This is a genomic window from Methanosarcina sp. MTP4, from assembly GCF_000970045.1.
Taxonomy (GTDB): Archaea; Halobacteriota; Methanosarcinia; order Methanosarcinales; family Methanosarcinaceae; genus MTP4.
Window position 1 is genome coordinate 459,332 of sequence record NZ_CP009505.1, and the last position, 17,983, is coordinate 477,314.

Genomic DNA, 17,983 nt, shown 5'->3' on the forward strand with positions numbered 1-17,983 from the left:
GGCTGGCTTTGAGAGTTTCGGGATTGTGTGAAAAAATAAAATACTGTTGTCTGATAACTCTCATCTTATTGTTGATGACTGCCGGTACCGGGGCTGCAGGCACAATTACGGTAGATGACAACGGGTGGGCAGATCATTCTTCAATACAGGAAGCAATAACTTTTGCACAGGAAAATGACTCTATCCTGATCTACGAAGGAAACTATTCAGAAATTCTTACAATCGACAAAAAATTAAAAATCAGTTCTATTTCTCGCAACCCCGCAGATGTAATTATCAACCCGGATATCCCTTCCCGACAAATAATCCACGTTGCATCAAACAATGTTGAAATAACCGGCTTGACAATCCTTGGAACCGGCAACGAAAATCAAATCTCAGGAATCTATCTGGATAACGTCAGTAACTCATTCATTCAAGACAATATCATTTCAAACGTTCAGGATGGCCTTGTTCTAAATGCCTCATCCGAAAATAGTATTAAAAATAACACTTTACTCTCGAACAATTTACATGGAATCTACCTGATTAACTCGAAGAGTAACAATTTGAGAAACAATCTCATCATTGGCAATAAATTCGGGCTTTATCTGGACCTTTCAAATCAAAATACTTTAACCAGCAACAATGCCAGTAACAATGAAAACTATGGAATTGCTCTCAGGAAATCAAATGCCAATAACTTAACAAATAACCAATTTTTCATGAACAAATATGGGCTCTGTCTAACCGACTCTCATGAAAATGTAGTAACAGATAACATTGCCAGCAGCAACAAACAGTACGGCTTTCTTTTATGGACCTCCCGATCCAATAACGTAAAAGACAACCTCCTCATAGAAAACGAAAACTCTGGCATTTATCTCCTGCCTTCCTGTTCAAATAATACTTTTTATGGAAATACCTTATCCAACAATGTCAACGGCATCTCAATAGAAGATTCCAGCAATAACTTTGTTATAAACAATACTTTTAGTTCTAATGAAGAACATGGTATTTTTTACGTATTCTCAGAAGACAGCAACATCGTCAAAGGAAACATTTTTTTGAACAACAAAAAAAGTGACGATAATTTTACCTCTTACTCCACGCCAATTTATGTCACCCTTCTTCTTCTAACAGGAGCTGTTCTTGCATATTACTTAAATAAAAAGTCTTTGTTGAAAAAAGTCCTTACAGGTTTAGGCATTTTAATTGTAATATCTTTGATTGTAATTATCGCCTGGTATTTCCCATTTGAATCAGGTCTACCTGGCAATAATGTTTACATTGAAGACATAGAGACTAATATCACTCCCATAAACGAAACCTTTTCCAGGGTAACTCTGTCAATGAATCTCAATTATTTATATAAGGATTCCTTCTCTCACACCAATAAAGGCGATATGACTGACAACCTGCCTGTTATTGTTCAGGTAAAATCTTCGTCTCCGGCAGATGGAACATATACCGACGAAGTTGCTGATTTGGAATGTGAAGAAAATATCATTTTGCAGTACTTAGAAACCAATCCCTATGAATGCACATTTGACCTGAAATCAGGAACTGACTATTATTTATCAATCAATGTATTACTGAAAGAAGAACTCGACTATCCGCATCCCTATTACGGTGAGTTGAAATGGGACGGACTGGGTGGTCTCTTGATTGAGGTTGACTTAAAATGATCAGTAAGAATTATTATTGCTCTTCACATTTTACTCCGGAAAGGCCGGCCACCTTCGGTGTCCGGGACAATAACGACGGGAGATGGTGAATTCAGGTTGTACGGGTAGAACTTCTTTTCCGGATTCTGCGCTGGCAGTTGCTGCAGTCTTGCTTGCATCTTTCATTTTTGGCAGAAAAGTTCGTGGGAAGGAAGTCGCAGGCAAAATCGCAACAAAAGTCAAAAAAACACAAAAAAGAATGAAACAAAGATGAAGCTTGAAGCTTCACCTTTACATGTTTCCTGCAAGTTAATTTCTGTTCTGCAATTTTTATTTCTGCTTCCGCTCGAGCTTCTTTGCGCCAGGCTTCTCGATGATCCCGAGATTGAGTTCATCGGTGGTGCTCAGCTTCCCGTTGGCAACTGCACTTTCCAGGAGGTGCTGTCCTACAAGGGTGCGGACGATCAGGGTGGTGTAGCCGTTCGGGCTTCCCACTGCGCCTGCGGAGATGTCGGCTTTGAGGGTTGTAAATCCAATTTCATAATCTTGTTTTTATTTGGTGGATGTTACGGAAATAGTGGCCACATATATATAATTTCTGTCCAATATATCAAGCGGTTTATCAGATAAAGTATTACTACTGGAAATAATGCTTATAAATCGAACACCATTCTTGATAGTTTGATGATATGGTCAGAAAACTTATAATGAGATGGTTAATAGTAATTTATGAAGTTTATTTAATTTATCTATTATTCTTGACTTAGGACTCAATTTTTCAGCACAATTTCAATATAAATATATGAGGAATATACTTTGAATAAAGCAATTAAAGCTGTTTTTTTCTGTCTGCTGGCAGCATCGTTAGTTTTTTTCAGCGGGTGTACTGATAATCAAGAAAATCTGGCTCAAGGAAAAGATCCAGGGGACGTGACAAATGAAACACCAAACAAAAGTATTTTCGGTATAGAAAATGCGGGCACTATAAACTCTCTTAGTCCTGGGAACATTACAAGTGAAACACCAATCAAAAATATTTCCGGTACAGAGAATGCAGGCAATATAAACTCTCTTAGGCTTGAAAAGCAAAGCTCTTTTTCCAAATATTATAGCAAAGAAAATCTGCAGTTTGAGCCCGATATTTCTCCTTATTCCTTGCCTCTTGAAGTTTCCGAAATTTCAAATTATTATGATTTTACTCAGAAAATTCCCCTGGCAAATGATAGCAGGGATTTGCTATACAAAAATGGATTTGTTGTAATTGAAAATTCGGCTATCGAAAACTTACCTGGAGCAGGGAATACGCGGGTAAATGATGCTTACAGAGACCTGAAAGTGGCTGATGTTCCTATTTTCATCACGTCGGATTCTCTTCTTCACCTTTATCACATCCAGTTTGATGAGACGCTAAAAAGAGCAGAATCTGAGGAATTTTATGACGAGCTCTGGAAACTTGACAAAGCTCTCCTTGAAGCCTCCATAGAGGATTATGACAGTGCATCGGGGCGAGAAAAGGAAGCTGCAAGAAGAAATGTCGCATACTTTGCTGTGGCTTTGAGACTTCTTGAACCGGAATCTTATCAGATAGGGAAATCACGGGAATTGTCGGGGGAAATTGCACTTTTCAATTCTCAGGATGCAAAAAAATATAGCGTCGAAGTCCCCTCATTTGTAAAATCCGATGTAGAGGCTGAACTGCGCTTAATAGAAGCCCGGGAAGGAGGAGTATCTCCAATTTTCAAGTACGTGGAAGATTACTCTCAGTATACTCCAAGAGGACATTACACTCGCTCTGAGAAACTGAAGAACTATTTTAAGGCCATGATGTGGCACGGCAGAATAAGTATGCTGCTCCAGCCGGACATGATTTCTGCAGAAGACCCGGAAAAGGAGGCAAAAATTCAGACTATTCAGGCCCTTTTAATTTCTGACCATTTTGTCAGGGACAAGGACCTCCGGGACAGATGGGATAAAATTTACGAGGTGACGGCTTTCTATGTTGGTTTTTCCGATGATCTCGGGCCTTATGAATATGCAAAAGCTCTGGATACCGTATTTGGGGGTAATAGATATGGAGTGGGTTTCGACAATGAAAGCCTGGCAGAACTGAAATCCGAGCTGGAAAGATACGAAAACCCGAAAATCTACGGCGGGACAGGGAAACTAATTCCGACTGGTTCCGAAACTGAATACGAAACTCTTGATACTACAAAAGGTTTCAGGTTAATGGGTCAGCGCTATACCCCTGATTCCCATATACTCCAGACGCTCAGTCCTCCTGCCCTGAATATCATGAATCTTCTCGGCTCTGAAAGAGCGAAAGAACACCTGAAAAACCTGAATATTTCTGAAAACGAAGGATACAAAAACCGCCACCAATCTCTGGAAAACGAATTCGGAGCTTTTGATGAAGAAGACTGGAATAAAAACCTTTACTGGGCTCAACTGTACGCTCTAAAGCCTCTCCTTGTAAGTTATCCGGAGGGTTACCCCACCTTCATGCGGACTGGAGCCTGGGAAGATAAGGAGCTTAACACAGCCCTTGCTTCCTGGACCGAACTCAGGCATGATACTATCCTCTATGCAAAACAGGCTTACTTTACAGGTGCTTTCTATAATCTGGAAGAAAAACCTGTAGAGGGATATGTGGAGCCAGTTCCTGAATTTTATGCCAGAATGCTTGCTCTTACAAAAATGGCACACAGCGGGCTGGCAGAAATGGAAGTGCTTGATGAGCAGTCGGATAAAGATTTCATAATTCTGGAAAACACGCTTGAAAAACTACTTGAAATCTCGATTAAAGAACTTGAAAACAAAGAGCTGACGGATGAAGAATACGAGTTCATCAGGAATTTCGCCCAGAACATATCTCCAATGCTTGAGAATGTGGATATAAAGTCCCAGATGTCCACTATGGTTGCGGATGTTTATACAGGTCCCGGAGGAAGTGTCCTGGAAGAAGGAACAGGAAAACTGGATCTGATGGTAGTAGCGTACAAACAGCTTGACGGCAGGATCGTGCTCGGAGCAGGCCCCGTAATGAGTTATTATGAGTTCTGGCAGCCCTCAGGGGAAAGATTGACTGATGAAGAATGGCGAGAAATGCTAAATAATAACCCTCCTGAAAGACCGGAATGGATAAGTTCTTTTAGGGGGTAAAATATGCTATTCTGGACAGCCTATCTTTTTCATCCATTTTTAGTATCTTCTCCATCAGACAACGCAACAGCGGTTCTTTATGATCTTGAAGAAAATTATACATAAAAATAGAAAAAGAAAGTAAAAAGATGGAGCTTGCTCCATCTAAATCCATTTTTGAAGTAATCTTATTTCTGTTTCCGCTCGAGCTTCTTTGCGCCAAGCTTCTCGATTATACCGAGGTTGAGCTCATCGGTGGTGCTGAGCTTTCCGTTGGCAACCGCGCTTTCCAGGAGGTGCTGGCCTACCAGGGTGCGGACGATCAAGGTGGTGTAGCCGTTCGGGCTTCCCACTGCGCCTGCAGAGATGTCGGCTTTGAGGGCGGGAAATCCAGTTTTATTATCTTGTTTTTATTTGGAAATTCTGGTGGCAACCGTTGTCATGTATATAATATTTCTGTCCAAAGTATCAAACTGTTTGTCTTATAAAGTAATACTAATGGAAGAAATAATCATAAATATAACATCTTTCTTGATAGTTTGATAGTTTGGCCAGAAAACTTATAAAGTGCTGGTTAAAAGTAGTTTATGGAGTTCAAACGAACTTTCCAGAGCCAATTTGAACTCCACATTGCCCGGAGGCAAAGAAATGTTAGCTTTGAGGGTACTTAAGGCTTACCTGATTTGTCTCTGGAGTAAAGAAAAGAGGCAATGAAGAAATGATTGCAAACAGAAAATTTGGAATCGGTGTGTTGCTAGCGGCACTGCTGGTGAGCGCGGTGTTTGTGCCGGCTGTAAGTGCAGCAGGTAATGTTGGAATGAATGAGGAAGGATCCATCGGAACTCCTTGGTTTGAAAAAGGTGATGAACTAAATCAGCTTAGCGGAGATGAACGTCGTTCCCTTGCCGAGCAAAATGAAACCGTAAAGAAAATGATCGAGGAAGATCTAAAAATTAAGTCTGTACAAATCGAAAATCTTGACGATTTGGAAAATCTTCCTACTAATTATCCTGAGAATATCAAAAAAGTAATAACTGAAAATTTCACCTCTAAATACATTAGTCAACAGTCTCCAACTATGCAAACAACAATGACAAACACAGTTAATGTTTGGATAGTCGCAGATGAAGAGTACAGGGATACATTCGGAAGTAATTGGCAAACACAAGCATACAACACCATCGAAAACGCCGACGATGCATTCTACAGTGATCATAGCATAAATTTTGTGGTGGGTAAATACTCAACATGGGATAGTACTGACAGTACGGATAATAGCAGTGTACTTCTAGCTGAGGCACAAAGCGAAACTGGATGGAACTCCAATCAGCAAGGTATGGATATGCTTGCCATTTTCACCGACCAAAGTATGGATCACAGAGGTCGGAGTGAATCAATGAATTACAATGGAGGGGATGCGTGGATAATGAAACATCAAATAACTTCTGGTTGGGATTGGCATCTTGCGCAACATGAAGCGTCACATAACTATAATTGTCCAGATCATGGATATGCTGGCCCAACCTGCATAATGACTTACACTTTTATGATGACAACAGACAATTGGTGTAGTGGCTGTGATCAAACCATAGAGGCCAATAGGAATCATTTCTAAGATTATTTGTGTGTAGGATCAAACCCTACACTTATTTTTCAATGTATTTGGAGAGAGTACTAAATGAAAACAAGAACAAAATTCTTAATCGCCATTTCCTTTATGATACTTGCAATAGGTCTGGTTTTCTTTTTAATGATTTATCAGCCGGGAGCAGGCATGTATGTTCGTGCGGTTAAGCTTTCTGATACACCGGAAAATTATGTGGAATTCAGTTTAGCAGATCTTGAAAAGTATCCTTATGTAAAAGAAGCAGTGATGAATCCGGGAACTGATATTAAGGTTCCTTCCGAGCATCATCAAAATATGTCGGAGTTTGGTAAAATAACGTCTTATAATAATACCAATTGTATAAAAGTGAATAATGAGTATTATAACATCCATTATGAATCTGCTGATTAATCAGCGCACGCTATTCAAAATACAGGATCAAAGGCGAAAATTCAGGTTTTTGAATAAGCTAAAAAAGAATGAAATAAAGATGAAGCCTGAGGCTTCACCTTTACAAGTTTCCTGTAAGTTAATTTATGTTCCGTAATTTTATTTCTGCTTCCGTTCGAGCTTCTTTGCGCCAGGCTTCTCGATGATCCCGAGATTGAGTTCATCGGTGGTGCTGAGCTTTCCGTTGGCAACCGCGCTTTCCAGGAGGTGCTGTCCTACAAGGGTGCGGACGATCAGGGTTGTGTAGCCGTTCGGGCTTCCAACTGCGCCTGCGGAGATGTCGGCTTTGAGGGCGGTAAAGTCGGTGCAGACGTGGCAGCCGGGGCGGACGGTGTCTTCAGTTCTTCAGCATGCGGACCCGGCAGTCAGTTATTGAAAGCCGCCAGTAGAAGAATAATTTTCAAATCTGGATACTCAGGGCTGATATGTCCGTTTTTCCTGATTCTTTCCTGATTTGATCGACAACTGCAAAATCAAATTTACCTTTTTGTGAACTCTGCCTTCCCTTTACAATACCAAAAAAGCCATTCTCCCCATTCAATAGCTTTCGGATCTAAACTGAATAATCCTGTAGTAATGTCGTATTCAACGCCGTCTTTTTTGTACAGGCTCAGGGAAAAGCTTTTATCTGTAACAATGATCCCAACTTTAATATCTTCACCAATGACCATTAATTTGAAGTTTTCATAATCTTTCAGTGCGTCTATTTTTTCCAGATAAGGTGATTGCTTCAATTTTCCCGCAATATGAGGAGGAACTATAAGCTCGACAGAGATTCCTTCTTTCACTCTTTCAGAGATAAAATCAGCATACCCTTCTGTTACCACGGACGATATGCCATGTATATGATCTGCCTCTTTAATCATTTTTAACTGATTGTTGTAGACCTCAAGGACTTTCATGCCTCTGTCTTTGAGGACTTCAGACTCGTAAAGACATCCGATTTCTTTTAAGATGAAAACGGGAATTCCTTCAAGGTAATGTCCCGACCAGAATTGTTTGAATTTATTAATTGTTCCTACTGTTGCAAAAGAGTCAGCTAATCTTGAAGCCACAATTTTTCCTGTTTGAGTCAGGTAATACTCGTGTTCTTTTGCTTCTATCAGATGATCTGCTTCGAGTTTTCTTAGTTTTGGAATTATTGCCTGGGATGTACTTCCGGTAATCTCCCGCAGCTGGGAAAGCTTTCTGCTGCTTTCGTTTAACGACAAAAGGATCTCGGTTATAAGTCTTGACCTGTATATTGCCTGGACATCATCTCCCATCTCCCTATATATTTCAAAGCTTTTCATTTCCTGTCGCCACATCTACAGATTTTTTTTACTTTCTTATTGAATTCTTCTAATAAATATTTTCTTTTGTCTTTTGTAGGGCATGTATGTTGCTATCACTTTTGCCAATTTTATGTTTTTGTTAAGAAAAGAATGTTAAAATCATTTGCTAAAAGTGAGGTCGAATTCCTGATGTCAATTAGGGCTCTGAACCTCCATTATTTCGATGAAAAAGCTGATCGATTGAGTGAATGTTAATCAGACTGATGAATATTCATCATCGTAATAAATGTATAGGAGAAGATTAATAGAGATTTTTGGATGTGAAGTTCAAACGAACTTTCCAGAGCCAATTTGAACTCCACATTGCCCGGAGGCAAAGAAATGTTATCTTTGAGAGTACTTAAGGTTTACCTGATTTGCCTCCTAGGAAAAAAGAACTAGGAGTTAAACAAATGACAAAGAACAAGATTAAAATAGGTGCGGTATTTGCAGCAATGATTCTTGTGAGTCTCGCTTTTGTACCGGCTGTAAGTGCACAGGCTGAAACTAGATGGTATGAACAATTACTGGAGTCAAACCAAATCACTGTTAATGATTTTGATACAGAGTTGACAGAATATGAAAAAGTAGGAGATCAAATTCATTTCAGTGGTACATTCAAATTTGATGTTGAAAAAGATATAAACAAACAAACTAAAAAACTGAAGTCCAGTGGAACAATTTCAGGGATTATATATCCAGACTCTTCAATTCACACCGAATGCACTGGAGATAACTTTAAACTTGTGACTGACACTTCTAAAATTGGTGAAGATGAGGAGAATTTTTTGTATCAAACCGAGCAGACACTGACGGTAAATGGAAAAAAAAGTTCTCAAACAGAAACATTCGAAGTGTCTAAAGAACAAGTCGATGCCTATAAGGCACAGTCAGTAAACTTCATAGAATCTACTGATTCAGTAATGTTTACGACAACGGCGACAAAAGTAAAGGTTGACTTACCATCTTTAGCTCCACCTTTATCTTGTTTAGTTTTTAACGATGTTCAGTATGCAGATATTTTGGCAACTGGAGCGGTATTAGCTGCGATACTGGCGTACTTCGGAGTGGCACAGGGTGCTGCTCTAGCTGCAGTTGCTGTTGCTGTTGGAGCTGCAATACCAGAGTATCTGGATATTGATGCCAGAGACATATATCTTGATTTCTTTACAAGTCCTTTTATCTCGTTATACATAGAAGTAGATTACTACTATTGTTATATGTAAATTATTGACATCATTTACTTTTTTATTTTTTAAATTGTTGAAATATCGCGAAACGAACTTAAATTTTCAAGGGATTACAATGAACAAAAAGTTAATTAATATATTATGGCGTGTGTTGTCATTAATCGCCATACTTATGGCACTATATAATATGTACCTCTCATGGTTTGAAGATAATTTCAGTTTATATTTTTTATTCCTTACGTTGATACTTATAATATTATCAATTATTGTTAAAAAATATTCCTAATAATGATATAATTATAAGAGATGGTCTCAAATGTCGAATAAGTCAGGGGGGTTTTGATTACTGAATTTAAGTTGATTTTTTCAATCTTAACACTTTGAGTTCTCCATTTATAATTCGAATATATTTTGATGTTGTTTTGACCTTATAGCCGATACACTTTACAGGTTGCTTGCCGATGACCTGAAGAGATTTGAGGATTTCACTCCAAAAACTATTTTTTCCGATTTCATTAACTGCAGATGTAATGGAGAGGTTGTTGGCGAGGAGATAATAATCAAAATGAAGAATAAGGCAACAACACCTGTTTTCAAATCGAATGAGATTTTTCAGAAATCGTATCCAATACCATGGTTAGGCAACAAGAGAATTCGATTTGATTGGATCTCTTGAGCATGCTTCAATTATGAGACATAAACACTTGACGAAAATCGGTGTTAAATAAACAATTTTTCGTAATCGATCGCCATACTTCTAAAACGTGAGTAGTTACGTAAAAAGATGGAGCTTGCTCCATCTAAATCCATTTTGAAGAATATTTATTTCTGTTTCCGCTCGAGCTTCTTTGCGCCAAGCTTCTCGATAATTACAAGGTTGAGTTCATCGGTGGTGCTGAGCTTTCCGCTGGCAACCGCGCTTTCCGGGAGGTGTTGTCCTACCAGGGTGCGGACGATCAGGGTGGTGTAGCCGTTCGGGCTTCCCACTGCGCCTGTGGAGATGTCGGCTTTGAGGGCGGTAAATCTAATTTTATGATCTTGTTTTTATTTGGGAAGTCTGCCGGCAGTAGTTGTTAGATATATAAACCTTCTGTCTAATGTATCAAACTGTTTGTCATCTAAAGTAATACTAATTGAAAGAAGGATCATAAATAAAACAACCTTATTGATAGTTTGATGATTTGGCCAGAAAACTTATCAAGAGTTGGTTAAAAGTAGTTAACGGAGTTCAAAAGGACTTTTCAGAGTAGACTTGAACTCCACATTGCCCTAAGGCAAGCTTATAGTCTGCTTTAGGGAATGTCGACTTACTGCTATCAGGTCAATTACAAATGGACGAATTGCATGAATACGAATGTTAGGAGATGGATGTTGCAACAATGGAGCACGCATCGCGTTTGCTATTGGAATTCGCTTACAGTGTAGACTGACAAAATTTGTGGCATTCGTCCATTTTGAATATATTTAAGGGGAAAACGATATGACCAGCATTTTTATTTTTTGGGATATGAAATCATGAAAACCGAGAATTCGTTGTTTACAGGAATACTTATTGGGCTTGTATTATTCGAATTTTTTGATGTTTTAGCTTTTGATCCAATCTATGGTGGGATTATAGGTGCGATTATTGTTGGTATATTTAGTGGCAAAATTATAGGCAAAGGCTCGGTAAAATATGCTTTTTTTTCAATATTTACTTACAACCTGATCGCCTGGGTTTTAACGTTTTTGTTTACCTCCGATGGAAAGCTTATATTTCTATCTGATGGCCCGGCTGTGTCTGTTTTTATCGGATCTTTGCTTGTACTGGTATTTTTCTATTCAATAATCGGCTCCTTCGGGGCATTTGTTACCTGCAACCTAAGCAGGAATGAACAGGGTTGAGGATTATGAATTTCTCGGAAATACGGATTATTTGGGAAGATGAAATATTGAGGGGGTCAAAAAGTCGGTACGTATGGCTTTTTGGTGGGATATTTACCTTTCTTTGTTTCTTGGCAATGCACTACAGTACTTACATATCCTTTTTATTTCCAAACTCCGGGCGTGTCCCGTATACTTTGGTTTCATATCTGGTGATATTGTTTATCGGGCCTTTTATGATTATGGCAACATCTTTCGATATCGTATGCAGTGAAATTGAAACCGGGTCGATAAGATACATTATTTCCAAAGTTCACAGATCATCGCTGATCATTGGAAAATTTTTATTTCTGTTTCTGGTATCTGTCTCCATTTCCTTTGGAATTGCACTTATGAGCCAGATCTACCAATATTCAGCAGGTGATGCCTTTCAGTTCGGAAAAATCTTTTTGCTCTGGATCTTCTCAAGCCTTTATCTGGGGTGCTTCATAAGTATTTTTATATTCATTTCAACGCTGTCTACAAACAACAAAATTTCATTTGCAATGTCTGCAGTCTTTCTTGGGATTTTAATATTTTTCTTTTTACAGGGGAGTGAGAGTTATCTAAAATATATTACCCCCTATTTTTACGGAATTATAAATTTGGAGTTCTTAAAAGACTTTCAGGTTGAAACTGGATATCTAAGGGTTTTTGAAAGCCTGCTTTCAATGTTCTTGTACATATCAGTCTTTCTATCTATAAGTTTGATAGCCATTAAAAGGAGGGATTTGTAATTACTATGGCTATTTCTGCCAAAAACCTGTACAAAAAATACGGCTCTCACTTTGTTCTGGAAAATCTTTCCCTGAATGTGGAAAAGGGGAGTATCTACGGCTTTTTAGGCCAGAATGGTGCAGGGAAAACAACTACAATAAAATTATTATCCGGGCTTTCAATACCTACGGAGGGGCGGATTTTTGTTGACGATATGGACCTGTCTTGCGAATCAGGAAAGATAAAACAGATTCTGGGCCTGGTTCCCCAGGATTCCGGGTTTTACGATGAACGTACCGCCTTAAGCCACATGGTTTATTATGGCAGATTAAAAGGCCTGAGTAAAAAAGAAAGCCTAGAGCAATCCTGGGTTTTATTAGACCGGGTCGGGCTTGGAAATGAAATGTCCAAAAAAGTGAGCTATTTTTCCCATGGTATGAAAACACGGCTAGGGATTGCTCAAGCTCTTTTGAATAATCCGAAAATACTGATTCTCGATGAACCCACAAATGGCCTTGACCCTGTTGGGATCCGTCAAATCCGTCAAATTCTTCGTGAGTGCAATAAAAAAGGAATCACGATATTTCTTTCATCCCATAACCTTCTGGAAATACAGGAGATTTGTACTCATGTAGGAATTTTGGATAAAGGCAAACTTATCGCAGAAAGCCCAATGGAAAAAATCCGTCACCTTGAGTCAAATGGGGTAATTACGGTTGGTGTCTACAATCTTTCTTCTGAGATGATTTCTTTAATTGAGAATCTGGAGTTTGTTGTAAAAACCGAATTGAAAGCTGAACATACTCTGGACATTTTTGTAAATTCCAGAGCAGATGTCAAACCGGAAATTAACAGGTTAATTGTTGAGACCGGAGGCCAGGTTTTCAAACTTATAGAAAATTCTTTCTCATTGGAAGACGCCTATTTTGAAGCTACCGGAATAAACCTTTAATTTTCAGGCAGGAAATCTACATTTTCACCTTCAAAGGAGGCCGGGTTCCAAAAAATTAGTTGGTTCTGGATTTTGGGCAGATTTGATGCCTGAAGATGCAGACCTTTCAGGGGTTAAAAACGATACGAATCAACAAACTGAAACAGGGCAGCAGACAAGCAAAGAGGAATCAAATAGCATTTCTGGTTCCAGTTCCATATACGAGCTGTTCGGATTATCCGGATTGTATCTCGTTTACAGGATCAGGCGTCGAGCTGTAGAAAAGCTCTAAATTATGTTTGATAAAAACAGAATTAAATTATATTTAAATGTCACTTGATAAATAATGAAACAAAGATGAAGCTTGAAGCTTCACCTTTACATGTTTCCTGTAAGTTAATTTCTGTCCTGCAATCTTATTTCTGTTTCCGCTCGAGCTTCTTTGCGCCAAGCTTCTCGATGATTCCGAGGTTGAGTTCATCGGTGGTGCTGAGCTTTCCGCTGGCAACAGCGCTTTCCAGGAGGTGCTGTCCTACAAGGGTGCGGACGATCAGGGTGGTGTAGCCGTTCGGGCTTCCCACTGCACCTGCGGAGATGTCGGCTTTGAGGGCTGTAAAGTCGGTGCAGACATGGCAGCCGGGGCGGACGGTGTCCTCGAGTTCGGCGAGGGGGATTACGTACTGGGTCCCGTCGTTGAGGGTGATTTCCAGCTTGCCTTTGACGTCTATGCGGCAGACTTTCATGGGCTCGAGGGCATACTCGCTTTTCAGCTTGCCTGCGACCAGCTTTTCGTAGTCGAAGCTTTCGGTACAGAAGAGGCCGATCACGAAACGGATGGAGTCTTTATACGGGCGGACAAGGTCGTGGTCGGTTTCGAGCATTTTCCTGACTGCCTGGACCACGCAGGGGACACCGACTACTGCGATGTTCCTGTACTTCTTGTTGACCACGGCTTCCTTGAGGGCGGAGACCAGGGGGACCCACCAGTTGTAGCGGCTTCCTGCCTCGTTTATCAGGGCTTCGCTTTTTGTGATCACCATGGAGCTCGGCTTGAGGGTCCAGGGGTCTTCGGTGACTGTTACCACGGCGTCCACAAGGCCGGTATCCAGGGCGTTTGTTAGGAGGGCTGTGACGGCTCCTCCGCTCTGCTTTCCCGGGATGTCGAACTCGGCTTTTGCGGCAGTGATCTTAAGATAGTCCCCGAAGATGGATTCGGGCTGTTCGCCTATCCTGGGGCAGACTTCGTAGCAGGCCCCGCAGGGTACGTCGTCAACTGCGGCTTTGCAGTAGCCGTTGCTTTTGGGCTTTGCGGAATCGGTTCCGGTTTCAAAATAAAGGGCGTCGGCAGGGCAGACCGCAATGCAGGCCCCGCAGCCTGAGCAGAGGTCCGCGTCCCATACTTCCTTTTCAAGGTCAATGTAACTCTTGCTAATTGGTTTTCCTTCTGCCATCTCGATCACTCCCAGACGTATTTCCCTGCAAAGGGCCGGCTGCTTGCCGGGGCAATTCTGGTGTAGTTTGTGTCCAGGAAGGGGGCCGGGTCAAGGCCGAACTGTTCGCAGAAGCTCTCGATAACCGGTTTTGTCCTTTCCAGGTCGGCTTCAGTGAACTCGAACTTTTTGGCTCCGACTCCGAGCAGGTAGTCGTCTACTTCCCCGCGGATGATTATCTCTCCGCCGTGGATCCCGCTTCCGATGCCCCTGTCGGTCATGGCTTTTTCCTGGCCGATTCCGAGCACGAGCACAAGCCCTCCTGCCATGTATTCTCCCAGGAAGGAGTGGGCTGTACCGCCCACCACGAGTATGGGCCTGGCTTCCACTTCGTACTGCTTCATGTGGATGCCGCCTCTGTACCCGATATTGTTCCTTACAAAGACCTTGCCTCCGCGCATCCCGTGGGCAACCGCGTCTCCTGCGCTCCCGTGGATCACGAGCATGCCCTTGTCCATGGTGTTCCCGGGGGCGTGTTCGGCGTTCCCGTTTACGATACAGGTGGGCCCGCTCATGAACATGCAGACGTCTCCTCCGGGGACTCCGTTGACTATGATCCGGGAATTTCCCCGGACCCCGTTTCCGATAAAGCGCTGGCCAAGCACGTTGTCAAGGACGATTTCCTCTGCCCCGTCAGCAACTGCAGCCCTGACCTTCTGGTTCAGGGGGGTGTAGTGCATGTCTTTGGCGTCAATCGTGACTGTCTTCATCTTCATGCCCCCGCGTTCTTTACGTCAAGGACTTCAAGTATTCCTTCATCAAGCATGTACCCGCGCAGGCGGTCCCTGTTTCCGCGCATGCTTTCGATACTGTTGATGCCTGCAGCACCCATCAGTTCGCTGAGTTCCAGAGTCCAGGCATGGATCAGGTTTGAAACCTGCCTTGCTCCCTGTTCGGGGTCGAGCCTGTCTACAAGGTCCTGGCGCTGGGTCGCGATACCCCACGGGCAAAGGCCTCTGTAACAGTTTCCGCAGACCCGGCAGCCCATGGAAATAAGGGCAGCGGTTCCGATGTAGACCGCGTCCGCGCCAAGAGCAATGGACTTTGCAAGGTCGGCACTGTTCCTTATCCCGCCGCTGGCAATGACGGATACTTCGTTTCTTGTGCCCTGTTCCCTGAGTTTCTGGTCAACGCTTGCAATGGCGCCTTCGATGGGGATTCCCACATGGTCCCTGAAGACCTTCGGGGCGGCTCCGGTCCCTCCGCGGGACCCGTCAATTACCACCGCGTCCGCAGAAGAGCGGGCAATGCCTGCTGCAATGGCAGCCACGTTGTGCACGGCTGCGATTTTCACGAAGACCGGTTTCTTCCACTCGGTCGCTTCCTTCAAACTCCTGACAAGCTGGACCAGGTCTTCAATGCTGTAAATGTCATGGTGCGGGGCAGGGCTGATGGCATCGCTTCCGAGGGGTATCATCCTTGTGCGGGATACCTCGGCAGAGACCTTTTCTCCGGGCAGGTGGCCGCCGATTCCGGGCTTTGCACCCTGGCCGATCTTGATCTCGATTGCCGCTCCCCTTTCAAGGTAGTCCACGTTCACGCCGAAACGGCCTGAAGCGACCTGGACGATCATGTTGCCCTGGTAGGGGTAAAGTTCCCTGTGCAGTCCGCCTTCTCCGGTTCCCATGAAGGTCCCGGTTTCCTTTGCGGCTTTTGCCATACTGAGGTGGGCGTTTAAGCTGATTGCCCCATAGCTCATGTGCCCGATCATGATGGGTGTTTCAAGCTTCAGGTTGGGGGCAAGCTTTGTTGCAAGTTCTACGTCCCCTGCTTCGGTCTTCTTGAATTCGAGCTTTGATGGCTTTTTCCCTATGTAGGTCCGAAGTTCCATCGGCTCTCTCAGGGGGTCAATGCTCGGGTTTGTTACCTGGCAGGCGTCAAGCAGGAGGCGGTCGAAGATGCTTGGGAGGTTGCTTGCGTTTCCCATCCCTGCGAGGATGATCTTTCCGCTCCTGGCCTGTTTGATGATATCTTCCCTGGCTTCCCGGGTCCAGAGGGGGTGGCTGCGGTAGTCCACGGGGTTTTCGGTAAGCGAAATCGCGTCCCTGGGGCACATAGATACACAGCGGAGACAGCCGGTACATTTCCTGGACTGGATCAGGATTTTGTCTCCTTCTCTCCTGAAAGTGCCGTAGGAACAGTTTTCAATGCAGCGCCCGCAGTCCATGCATTGTTCCCGGTCAATGGTGACCTTGTATTTCGGGGGTATGCTTCCGAGGCTCATGCGTTAAACCTCCCTATGATGGGCTCTCCTGCCCGCGGGGTGCGGATGTTCTTAACTTCGGGGTCCAGGACCCTGATTGCGGATTCTTCACTGGATATGTAGAGCTTGTCCCCGTTTTCTCCTACCACAAGGGGACGGAGTTTGATCCTGTCAGTGAAGCCCACAATCCCTTCGTTCGATGCGACTACAATCGCAAAGGGGCCGTTCATGAGGGCAGAGCCGTAGGTCAGGCGGATTGCCCGGTGCAGTTCTTCTTCGGCAGGGGGCATGCGGTCTATTTCGTCCCAGAATGGAGGGGCAAGGGCTTTAACCACCGTTTTCGTTGGAAGCTCATGCTGCCTTCCGAGGAGGTCAAAAAGGTAGGCTACCACTTCGGTGTCCGTTAGCAGGGTGCACTTGTACCCGTAGCCTTCCACGTAGCGTTGGTTTGTCCCGTAAGAGGTAATTTCCCCATTGTGTACAACGGACCAGTCAAGCAGGTTGAAGGGGTGAGCGCCTCCCCACCAGCCCGGGGAGTTCGTGGGGTAACGGTTGTGGGCAAGCCAGATGTAGCCCTCGTAGTCCTCGATCCTGTAGAAGTCCGCCACCTCTTCCGGCCAGCCGGAAGCCTTGAAGACTCCCATGTTCTTACCTGAGGAAAAGACCAGGGCTCCGTCGATAGAAGCGTTCACTTCCATTACGATGTGCTTGATGATGTCCTTCTCGGAACCTACCTTTCCTCCGATCATGTCGTCAAAGGGCTTGAAGAAGTATCTCCAGGGTGTGTGGACTCTCTTCAGTCCCGGTTGTTCTACGGTGGGGATTTCTTCCTGGTGGACAACAGTGCCCCAGCGGTGGAGGATTTCATCAACCTTTGTTTTTGGTTCTACCATGTTGTCAAAAAAAACATGAAGCGCGTAACAGTCTGCATAATCCGGGTAAATCCCGTATGCGACATAGCCTGCCCCGTCTCCACTGCCTCTTTCATTCATGAGACTCAGGGCGGCTTTTATTTTCGACCCGTCCATTGGGGACTTTGTCTTGTCTATGAAGCCTATTATTCCACACATTTCGATCACTCTAGAAATGAACGTAATGTTTTTTGTTAACAAATCTCTGATAATCCGGATCTTTTCTTAAATCCGGATATTCTTGATAATCCGGAAATTTTTAGTAGTCCGAATATTCTTGATTATCTGGATCTTTTCTTAAATCCGATATTCTTGATCATCCGGACATTTTTGGTAGTCCGGATATTTTTGAGAATCCGATGTTCCGTTGTTAAAAATTTCTTCAAAAAATTATCAGTGAAGAATACGGATTCCAGTGGGGTTTATGCTTGCGATTTTTGAAGATAACAAGTCGCATAAATTGGACTAATTATAATTATTTTAATA

Annotated in this window: 18 protein-coding genes and 1 pseudogene; 10 read left to right on the forward strand and 9 right to left on the reverse strand. The window is 42.9% G+C overall.

Annotated features, from left to right (window positions below; genetic code table 11):
• Positions 1-8 precede the first annotated feature (8 nt).
• A complete protein-coding gene (locus tag MSMTP_RS02080) occupies positions 9-1,667 on the forward strand; it encodes a nitrous oxide reductase family maturation protein NosD (protein WP_048177469.1) in 1,659 nt (552 codons plus the stop codon).
• Between the two features lie 309 nt (positions 1,668-1,976).
• Here MSMTP_RS02080 and MSMTP_RS18275 read toward each other — a convergent pair whose 3' ends face one another.
• Positions 1,977-2,183 carry a Coenzyme F420 hydrogenase/dehydrogenase, beta subunit C-terminal domain gene (locus MSMTP_RS18275; protein WP_082090458.1) on the reverse strand — a complete coding sequence of 69 codons (207 nt, stop codon included), beginning with the start codon at positions 2,181-2,183 and terminating at the stop codon, positions 1,977-1,979.
• Positions 2,184-2,768: 585 nt separating this feature from the next.
• Here MSMTP_RS18275 and MSMTP_RS02085 point away from each other — a divergent pair.
• Positions 2,769-4,805: a DUF3160 domain-containing protein gene (locus MSMTP_RS02085; RefSeq protein ID WP_369799623.1), complete on the forward strand. Its 2,037-nt coding sequence runs from the start codon at positions 2,769-2,771 to the stop codon at positions 4,803-4,805.
• Between the two features lie 167 nt (positions 4,806-4,972).
• Here MSMTP_RS02085 and MSMTP_RS18280 read toward each other — a convergent pair whose 3' ends face one another.
• Positions 4,973-5,152, reverse strand: coding sequence for a Coenzyme F420 hydrogenase/dehydrogenase, beta subunit C-terminal domain (locus tag MSMTP_RS18280; protein WP_082090459.1), 180 nt, complete (start codon positions 5,150-5,152; stop codon positions 4,973-4,975).
• A 350-nt stretch (positions 5,153-5,502) separates the two neighbouring features.
• Here MSMTP_RS18280 and MSMTP_RS02090 point away from each other — a divergent pair, with 350 nt between their 5' ends.
• Together MSMTP_RS02090 and MSMTP_RS02095 are read left to right on the forward strand one after the other, a co-directional pair.
• A complete protein-coding gene (locus MSMTP_RS02090) occupies positions 5,503-6,399 on the forward strand; it encodes a zinc-dependent metalloprotease (RefSeq protein WP_048177472.1) in 897 nt (298 codons plus the stop codon).
• Positions 6,400-6,462: 63 nt separating this feature from the next.
• On the forward strand, positions 6,463-6,801 hold the full coding sequence (locus MSMTP_RS02095; RefSeq protein WP_048177474.1) for a hypothetical protein: 339 nt from the start codon (positions 6,463-6,465) through the stop codon (positions 6,799-6,801).
• Positions 6,802-6,939: 138 nt separating this feature from the next.
• On the opposite strand, the pseudogene MSMTP_RS18285 reads toward MSMTP_RS02095, so the two are convergent.
• Positions 6,940-7,122 (reverse strand): annotated as a pseudogene (locus MSMTP_RS18285) (Coenzyme F420 hydrogenase/dehydrogenase, beta subunit C-terminal domain); the annotation flags it as partial.
• Between MSMTP_RS18285 and MSMTP_RS19865 the strand changes: the two are divergent.
• Positions 7,048-7,293: a hypothetical protein gene (locus MSMTP_RS19865; protein ID WP_048177476.1), complete on the forward strand. Its 246-nt coding sequence runs from the start codon at positions 7,048-7,050 to the stop codon at positions 7,291-7,293. The pseudogene MSMTP_RS18285 and the gene MSMTP_RS19865 overlap by 75 nt on opposite strands.
• A gap of 26 nt (positions 7,294-7,319) precedes the next feature.
• Here the strand turns inward: MSMTP_RS19865 and MSMTP_RS02105 are convergent, their stop codons facing one another.
• Positions 7,320-8,132 carry a winged helix-turn-helix domain-containing protein gene (locus MSMTP_RS02105; RefSeq protein ID WP_048177478.1) on the reverse strand — a complete coding sequence of 271 codons (813 nt, stop codon included), beginning with the start codon at positions 8,130-8,132 and terminating at the stop codon, positions 7,320-7,322.
• A 434-nt stretch (positions 8,133-8,566) separates the two neighbouring features.
• On the opposite strand from MSMTP_RS02105, the gene MSMTP_RS02110 reads away from it, so the two are divergent.
• A complete protein-coding gene (locus tag MSMTP_RS02110) occupies positions 8,567-9,379 on the forward strand; it encodes a hypothetical protein (protein ID WP_048177480.1) in 813 nt (270 codons plus the stop codon).
• A 786-nt stretch (positions 9,380-10,165) separates the two neighbouring features.
• Here MSMTP_RS02110 and MSMTP_RS18290 read toward each other — a convergent pair.
• Positions 10,166-10,372, reverse strand: a complete 207-nt coding sequence (locus MSMTP_RS18290; protein WP_082090460.1) for a Coenzyme F420 hydrogenase/dehydrogenase, beta subunit C-terminal domain — start codon at positions 10,370-10,372, stop codon at positions 10,166-10,168.
• A gap of 486 nt (positions 10,373-10,858) precedes the next feature.
• Between MSMTP_RS18290 and MSMTP_RS02120 the strand changes: the two genes are divergently transcribed.
• The 4 genes from MSMTP_RS02120 (at position 10,859) to MSMTP_RS18860 (ending at position 13,185) form a co-directional block, all read left to right on the forward strand.
• The gene (locus MSMTP_RS02120) at positions 10,859-11,227 is read left to right on the forward strand and encodes a hypothetical protein (RefSeq protein ID WP_048182492.1); all 369 of its coding nucleotides are present in this window, start codon (positions 10,859-10,861) and stop codon (positions 11,225-11,227) included.
• Between the two features lie 5 nt (positions 11,228-11,232).
• A complete protein-coding gene (locus MSMTP_RS02125) occupies positions 11,233-11,982 on the forward strand; it encodes an ABC transporter permease (protein WP_048129818.1) in 750 nt (249 codons plus the stop codon).
• Between the two features lie 5 nt (positions 11,983-11,987).
• A complete protein-coding gene (locus MSMTP_RS02130) occupies positions 11,988-12,914 on the forward strand; it encodes an ABC transporter ATP-binding protein (protein ID WP_082090461.1) in 927 nt (308 codons plus the stop codon).
• 85 nt (positions 12,915-12,999) lie between these two features.
• Positions 13,000-13,185 (forward strand): hypothetical protein, encoded by a 186-nt coding sequence (locus MSMTP_RS18860; protein ID WP_156153646.1) that lies wholly within the window; start codon positions 13,000-13,002, stop codon positions 13,183-13,185.
• A 124-nt stretch (positions 13,186-13,309) separates the two neighbouring features.
• Here the strand turns inward: MSMTP_RS18860 and MSMTP_RS02135 are convergent, their stop codons facing one another.
• Genes MSMTP_RS02135 through MSMTP_RS02150 form a run of 4 tightly spaced genes read right to left on the reverse strand, consistent with a single transcriptional unit; the run spans position 13,310 to position 17,656 of the window.
• Positions 13,310-14,344 carry a Coenzyme F420 hydrogenase/dehydrogenase, beta subunit C-terminal domain gene (locus tag MSMTP_RS02135; RefSeq protein ID WP_048182497.1) on the reverse strand — a complete coding sequence of 345 codons (1,035 nt, stop codon included), beginning with the start codon at positions 14,342-14,344 and terminating at the stop codon, positions 13,310-13,312.
• A 5-nt stretch (positions 14,345-14,349) separates the two neighbouring features.
• Complete coding sequence (locus MSMTP_RS02140; protein WP_048182499.1) at positions 14,350-15,093, reverse strand: hypothetical protein; 744 nt, start codon at positions 15,091-15,093, stop codon at positions 14,350-14,352.
• 2 nt (positions 15,094-15,095) lie between these two features.
• A complete protein-coding gene (locus MSMTP_RS02145) occupies positions 15,096-16,607 on the reverse strand; it encodes a glutamate synthase-related protein (RefSeq protein ID WP_048177484.1) in 1,512 nt (503 codons plus the stop codon).
• Positions 16,604-17,656: a glutamine amidotransferase family protein gene (locus MSMTP_RS02150; RefSeq protein ID WP_048182502.1), complete on the reverse strand. Its 1,053-nt coding sequence runs from the start codon at positions 17,654-17,656 to the stop codon at positions 16,604-16,606. Before MSMTP_RS02150 ends, MSMTP_RS02145 begins: the two co-directional genes overlap by 4 nt.
• Between the last annotated feature and the right edge of the window lie 327 nt (positions 17,657-17,983).